This window comes from Pseudomonas sp. FG98 (assembly GCF_057808595.1).
Genome location: NZ_JBMDIJ010000149.1, coordinates 1 through 6,942, shown reverse-complemented (window position 1 = coordinate 6,942; position 6,942 = coordinate 1). Strand labels below are relative to the sequence as shown.

The following is a 6,942-nucleotide window of genomic DNA, read 5'->3' as shown; positions in this document are numbered from 1 at the left end:
GCATCACCCTGAGCTGGGGCGGCGAGTTGCTGGTCCACGAGGTGACCCAGGCCGAAGTGGATGCGGGTTCAGTCGACATTCTGGTCGGCGAAGCCACCATCCTTGCCGCCGGAGCCGATGAGAACCTGATCCTGGTCTATCGAGTGCGCGATGAAGTGCACAACATCTCCAGCGACTGGTCGATCCGCACCACCATCACGGTGGAAGTCGGTGAAGATCTGTTCGATGCGCCCTGGATCGATAACCCCGATCCGGCCGCCGATCCCTACGAGGTGATCCATCTCGACGACCTGGGCGACGACGATCTGGTGGTCCAGGTGATGGTCTTCAACAACGGCCTGCTGGTCGGCGACGAGATCAGCCTGACCTGGACCGGCACCACCGCCCAAGGCATGCCAATCACCTTTACACCGGAGCCACAGACCGTAACCCGGCCTAATCAGGCGATGCCCTTCATCATCCCGAATGGCGATGTCCGGGTGCTGGGTGGTGGACGCGGAGTCGCTTCGTACACCGTCACCCGCGACGGTGCCCCGGCAGGTCGGTCCAGGCGCGCCTTCGCCAGTTTCATCGGGGCTGAACAGAAGCTGCCCAAACCGATCGTGGAAGATGCCGAGAACGGCATGCTCGACCCAGGTCTATCGCAAACCACAGTAACCATCACCGGCGATGTGCTGGAAGCTGGCGACATCGTCTACCTCACCTGGCTCGGCACCCGTGCCAACGGCAGCACCCTGCTGCATGAGGACTCGCGCAATATCAGCGGCGGCGACGCCGGCCAGCCGATGTCCTTCAACATTCCGAGTGAGGCCATCGCGCCCTTGGACGGCGGCACGGTGCAGGTCTACTACCGGCTGTACAAACGCAGCATCGGCATGGAACTGGAATCCGACCGCGAGCACCTGAAGGTCGGCGAGTCCCAGGGCGAGCTACCGGCGCCTTCGACCGATCCGGCGCTGGTGGATGGTGTGCTCGATCCGGACAGTTTGCCCGCTGAGCTGGAGATCATCGTGCCGCACTGGCCCGGCATGAACGACCGGCAGACCGTGCACCTGGCCTGGCGCTCCAGCGGCGGCAACCATGATGACTTCATCCCCATCAGTGCGCCGATGGTGGGTGAGGACGTGGTGTTCCATATGAGCCGCGAACAGGTCGAAGAGCATCGCGACAAGGATATCCAGCTGTCCTACTGGGTCGAGACGCCCGGCGAGGTAAGCCAGGTTTCCGGAGTGCTGCGCTTCAAAGTCGGCGCTCGGGAAGAAATAAGCTCAGGGCCGCTGCGGATCATGGGGGCACGCTCCAGCATCACCTGCCATCGCCCGCCGAAATCCTCCTTACGAATGCTCACTGCACTGGATGACGAGACCCAGAAACCAGTACTCGCCGAATGGCGCTACGAGGGCGAGGAACAATGGAACGTCGGCACCCATTGGTTCGACAGCAAACCCGGGCTCAAGCTCTACGTGCGCAGCAGCAGCGAAACCTGGGAATGCCGTCCGGCCAATGTCTTCGGCGCCGGTAGCAACAACTATTGGGGCTCCTGCGTCGCGATGCGCGACGAAATCGTGGGCGAAAGCGGTCCCAAGATCGACTTGGTTGCTTGGGGTAGCGCGGAATTCGGTGGAGAACTGGATGACCGCCTGGACGCGATCGACAACGTGGCGGAGATTTCCGCAACCGCCTGGGACTACGCGGCGCGCTTGACTGACGGCAATGTGGTCTGCTGGGGGGGCTCAGATGACGGCAGCGTACCCCCTACTGTGTACGGTGATTATGTTCAGGTCCAAAGTAATGCCGGGGACTTCGTCGGTCGCGACAGAAACGGCGACTTGTTTGCCTGGGGGCGGACGGACGTTTGCGTGCCAGTGCCAGACCGAGTCCTGCAATACAAGGACTACATCGACATCTACGGCGCATCCTTCGCCTTCGCGGCACTGCGCAAGACCGGCCAGGCGATGACGTGGGGTAATCCGGATTACGGTGGACAAATGCACCAGGGCCAGGAGGCCTTCACCGATATCGTCCACCTGCTGGGCAATCACGGTGCTTTTGCCGCCCTGCGCTCCAGCGCCGGCTCAACGCGCGTGATCAGTTGGGGGCACATCAACTACGGTGGCCTGCTGCCCGAGGAGATCGCCCGCATCGCCAACGTCAGATCCATCGCTGCCGCCACCATAATGGCCTTCTGCATCCTGCTCGAATCCGGAGAAGTGAAAGCCTGGCCCTACAACATCGAGGCTGGTCAAGTGCCCGATGATATAGCGCGCCTGACCAACGTGGTGGAAGTCAGCGCCACCAACGGCGCGTTCTGCGCACGCCTGAGCACTGGCAAGGTACGCGCCTGGGGTCATCCGGACCTGGGAGCATCACTATCGCCGGAAGCCGAAGCTGCGTCGGACATCATCCAGGTGGTCGGCGCCAACAGCGCGTTCGCCGCGCTGTGCAAAGACGGTAGCGTGATTGCCTGGGGAAACAAGGAAATAGGTGGCGACACCTCTGCGGTAGCCGAGCAACTGACCGATGTGCGGGCGCTGTATTCCAACGGTATCTGCTTCACCGCCCTGACCAAGGACGGCCGGGTAGTCACCTGGGGTTACGCGCCAGGCGGTGGCGACAGTTCCAAGGTCCAGCACGAACTGTCCGGCCGGGTCACCGCCAGGCGCCTGCTGCTCAGTGCCGAAGCGGAAGCGGTAAATGCGGTGGGCCGGACGGCTTCCAGTCAGTAGTCGACAGCAGACTGTTCGGAGTTGCTTTGCAGCCCTTCGCGAGCACTTGTGGGAGCGGGTTTACCCGCGATTACTGTAGCGAATTAACCATGGCAATCGCGGGTAAACCCGCTCCCACAGGGTCCGCGTCGCTTTTAGACCTGTTCTCTGCGCGAGAGCGCAGCCTGAAAGGCAAGGCGGACTCCTACAGGTCTTCGTGGGAGCGAGCCTATTGCAGCGCCGAGCCGGCGCGAAGGTTGGGCGACCTGTCAGCCACGCAGATACTCCAGCAACCTGCCCAGCATCGCATCACACCCCTCCAGTTGCCCCAAGGTGACAAACTCATCAGCCTTGTGCCCCTGGTCCATGCTCCCCGGCCCGCAGACCACCGTGGGAATCCCCGCCTGCTCGAACAGCCCGCCCTCGGTGCCGAAGGCCACCGTGCCAAAATCCTCCGAACCGCTGAGCAACGCCAGCACCCTGGCCGCTTCGCTGTCCGCCGGCGTGGCCAGCCCCGGATAGGCGCTCAAGGGCTTCAGGCTGATCCCGGTGTCGGCCTTGACCGCCTGCATCTTCGGCACCAGCTCGGCGGCGGCGAAACGCTGCAGTTCATCCGCGACGACCCCGGCATCGAAGCCCGGCAAGGCGCGGACCTCGAAGTCGAATTCACACTCTGCCGGGACGATGTTCAGTGCCCGACCGCCCTTGATCACTCCCGTCTGCACCGTGGAGAACGGCGGGTCGAAGCGCTCGTCATGCAGTTCAGGCTCGGCCAGTCGCTCGCCGATCTCTCCCAGCTTGCCGATCAGCCGCGCGGCGTATTCGATGGCGTTTACGCCATAGGGCGCATAGGCCGAGTGACAGGCCGCGCCGTGCACCTGGCAACGCATCGCCAGCTTGCCCTTGTGGCCGAGCACCGGCTTGAGCTCGGTGGGTTCGCCGATCAGGCACAGGGCCGGCTTGTGCGGGCGCTGCTCCAGGGCGGCAAGCATAGAGCGCACACCCAGGCAGCCGACCTCTTCGTCATAGGAAAACGCCAGGTGCACCGGCCTGCGCAACGGCGCGGCGACGAAGGCCGGTACCGCGGCCAGCACGCAGGCGATAAAGCCCTTCATGTCGGCGGCACCACGGCCGTACAGGCGGCCGTCCTGCTCGCTCATGACAAAGGGCTCGACCGTCCACGCCTGGCCGTCCACCGGCACCACGTCGGTATGCCCGGACAGCACCACGCCGCCCGCGATCTGCGGGCCGATGCTGGCGAACAGGTTGGCCTTGGTGCCCTCGTCGTTGAGAAACAGTTCGCTGTCGACGCCGTGGCCGGCCAGGTAATCGCGGATAAAGGCGATCAACTCGAGATTGGAATCGCGACTGACCGTGGGGAAGGCGATCAGGCGCGCCAGCAGATCGCGGCTGCTCGCTTCACTCATCGCCCGGTACCCCGTAGCTAGGCGCGGTGGTGGGGTCGAGGGCGCGAGTCACGTAGTCCTGCATCTGCGGACGATAGGCCTGCCACAGGGCATCCAGTTGGCCGATCGGGTCTTCGTCGGCCCAGTCGACGCGCAGGTCCACCAGTGGCCAGGTCAGTTCGCCGGCTACCTTCAGTGCCGCCGAATGCACCGGGCCGGCTTCGCCGCCGGCAGCCATCGCTGCGTGCATGGCCGCCAGCAGACGATCCGGCAACTGCCCGGCGGCCTGTTCGAAGGCCTGGACCATGGCCTCGATCACCTGGATACCGGACAACAGATTGCCCGCCGCCGCGCACTGTTCGCCGGCCACCGCGTTATGTACGCCGAGGGCTTCGCTGCCGGTGAACAAGGCCACCTGGCCGTGCTGGTCGATCACCGTAACCTGGCGGTATTCGCTCCAGCCGTTGGCACCAAGCACCCGCTCCAGGGCCTCGGCTGGCGGAATCTGCTCGCGCTCCAGCAGGTCGAGGATCTGCGGGCCCAGGGCCGGCAAGGTGATGTTCTGCGTCGACACCGCGCCGACCCCGGCCCGCACCCAGGGGCAACGGGCGCCGACGGCGATGCTGGAGGAACTGATGGCGATGCCGACCTGGCCGGTTTCCGGGCAGCGTCCGATGATGGAGAAGGTCATGTGGGGATTCCTTGACGGGCGAGTGTGCAGAGCATTCTGGCGGTGGGCGGCGGCCGGGGAAATTAGTGGATTTATGGCCAGGGCCAAGGAAAAAGCTGGGTAGCCGTAACCTCTTTCCAATGGCACTACCCTCGGCTTTTTATCGGCAAGCCCCAGCTATTAACTATTTTCGCGATTTCCCGCGCTTCCCTAGTCTGGCCCCAGGCAACCGAACAACAACGCCAGGAAAACAACGGGGCACTGCACATGACCTTGAACAACCTTGAAATCGATACCCTCGTGGTCGGCGCCGGCCAGGCCGGCGTGGCCATGAGCGAGCACCTGAGCAAGCTCGGCGTGCCGCATCTGGTGCTGGAGCGCAACCGCATCGCCGAAGCCTGGCGCAGCGGCCGCTGGGACTCGCTGGTGGCCAACGGGCCGGTCTGGCATGACCGCTTCCCCGGCCTGGAATTCGACCTCGACGCCGATGCCTTCGCCGGCAAGGAGCAGGTCGCCGACTACTTCGAAGCCTATGTACGCAAGTTCGACCTGCCGATTCGTACCGGGGTCGAGGTGAAGAAGGTCAGCCGCAATGCCGACCGTCCGGGCTTCACCATCGAGACCAGCGAAGGCACCATTCGCGCTGCCCGCGTGGTCGCTGCCACCGGTCCGTTCCAGCGCCCGGTGATTCCGGCCATTGCGCCCAAGGACGAAGGCCTGCACCAGATCCACTCCGCCGCCTACTTCAACCCGCAGCAACTGCCGGAAGGCGCGGTGCTGGTGGTCGGTGCCGGCTCCTCCGGCGTGCAGATCGCCGATGAACTGATGCGTGCCGGGCGCAAGGTCTACCTTTCGGTAGGCGCCCACGACCGGCCGCCGCGCAGCTACCGCAACCGTGACTTCTGCTGGTGGCTCGGCGTGCTGGGCGAGTGGGACGCGGAAATCATGAAGCCCGGTCGCGAACACGTGACCATCGCCGTCAGCGGTGCCCGCGGCGGCCACACCGTGGACTTCCGCGCCCTCGCCCACCAGGGCATGACCCTGGTCGGCCTGACCCAGGCGTTCGACAACGGCGTGGCCCGTTTCCAGGACAACCTGGTGGACAACATCCGCCTCGGCGACGAGAACTACCTGGCGCTGCTGAACGCCGCCGACGCCTACATCGAACGCAACGGCCTCGACCTGCCGGAAGAACCGCAAGCCCGCCAGCGCCTGGCCGACCCGGAATGCATGACCAATCCGCTGCTGGAACTGGACCTGGCCAAGGCCGGCGTCACCAGCGTGATCTGGGCCACCGGCTACGCCGTGGACTTCAGCTGGCTGCAGGTGGATGCCTTCGCCGCCAATGGCAAGCCGCAGCACCAGCGTGGCGTGTCCAGCGAGCCGGGGGTGTACTTCCTTGGCCTGCCATGGCTGTCGCGGCGTGGATCCTCGTTCATCTGGGGGGTGTGGCACGACGCCAAGCACGTCGCCGGCCATATCGCCACCCAGCGCACCTACCTGGCGTACCAGGACAAGGCCCAGCGCCAGTCCGTCGCCGCTGCCCCATCGTCTGAAAAAGCTGCCCTCGAAGGAGTCAACTGATGCCTACCCATACCCGCATCCGCATGTTCAACACCAAGGCCACCTACCCCAACCAGACCCTGGACAATGACCTGTGCCAGGCCGTGCGTGCAGGCAACACCGTGTATGTGCGCGGCCAGGTGGGTACCGACTTCGAAGGCAACCTGGTCGGCCTGGGCAACCCGCAGGCGCAGGCCGAGCAAGCGATGAAGAACGTCAAGCAACTGCTTGAGGAAGCCGGCTCGGACCTCAGCCATATCGTCAAGACCACCACCTACATCACCGACCCGCGCTTCCGCGAGCCGGTGTACCGCGAAGTCGGCAAATGGCTGAAGGGCGTGTTCCCGATTTCCACCGGGCTGGTGGTCGCCGGGCTGGCCCAGGCGGAGTGGCTGATGGAAATCGATGTGATTGCGGTGATTCCGGAGTAAGCAGAACACAGTGTTGCACTTGCCGGCCTCATCGCCGGCAAGGCCGGCTCCCACAGGGTTCCGGGCCGGCCGTATGATCCAGGCTCGACACAGGAACCTGTGGGAGCTGGCATTGCCAGCGATGAGGCCGGCAAGAACAGCCCGACCAGCAAGATCAACGTCGAGGC

The 6,942-nt window shown here is 64.5% G+C and carries 5 protein-coding genes; 3 read left to right on the top strand and 2 right to left on the bottom strand.

The features are described from left to right. The coding region (locus ACODSK_RS31935) for an RCC1 domain-containing protein (protein WP_489022047.1) at window positions 1-2,726 on the top strand (2,726 nt) is incomplete at its 5' end. Between the two features lie 248 nt (window positions 2,727-2,974). Here ACODSK_RS31935 and argE read toward each other — a convergent pair. Beyond that, window positions 2,975-4,132, bottom strand: a complete 1,158-nt coding sequence (argE, locus tag ACODSK_RS31930; RefSeq protein WP_489022045.1) for an acetylornithine deacetylase — start codon at window positions 4,130-4,132, stop codon at window positions 2,975-2,977. Further along, window positions 4,125-4,802 carry a DUF1028 domain-containing protein gene (locus tag ACODSK_RS31925; protein WP_489022043.1) on the bottom strand — a complete coding sequence of 226 codons (678 nt, stop codon included), beginning with the start codon at window positions 4,800-4,802 and terminating at the stop codon, window positions 4,125-4,127. The genes argE and ACODSK_RS31925 overlap by 8 nt, the downstream gene beginning before the upstream one ends. Before the next feature lie 246 nt (window positions 4,803-5,048). Between ACODSK_RS31925 and ACODSK_RS31920 the strand changes: the two genes are divergently transcribed. Then, window positions 5,049-6,365, top strand: a complete 1,317-nt coding sequence (locus ACODSK_RS31920; protein WP_489022041.1) for a flavin-containing monooxygenase — start codon at window positions 5,049-5,051, stop codon at window positions 6,363-6,365. Further along, window positions 6,365-6,775, top strand: a complete 411-nt coding sequence (locus ACODSK_RS31915; protein ID WP_489022039.1) for a RidA family protein — start codon at window positions 6,365-6,367, stop codon at window positions 6,773-6,775. The genes ACODSK_RS31920 and ACODSK_RS31915 overlap by 1 nt, the downstream gene beginning before the upstream one ends. The last annotated feature ends 167 nt before the right edge of the window (window positions 6,776-6,942 follow it).

Coding starts and splice junctions, on each gene's coding strand:
- argE (WP_489022045.1), bottom strand. CDS start 4,132: ATGAGTGAAGCGAGCAGCCGCGATCTGCTGGCGCGCCTGATCGCCTTC.
- ACODSK_RS31925 (WP_489022043.1), bottom strand. CDS start 4,802: ATGACCTTCTCCATCATCGGACGCTGCCCGGAAACCGGCCAGGTCGGC.
- ACODSK_RS31920 (WP_489022041.1), top strand. CDS start 5,049: ATGACCTTGAACAACCTTGAAATCGATACCCTCGTGGTCGGCGCCGGC.
- ACODSK_RS31915 (WP_489022039.1), top strand. CDS start 6,365: ATGCCTACCCATACCCGCATCCGCATGTTCAACACCAAGGCCACCTAC.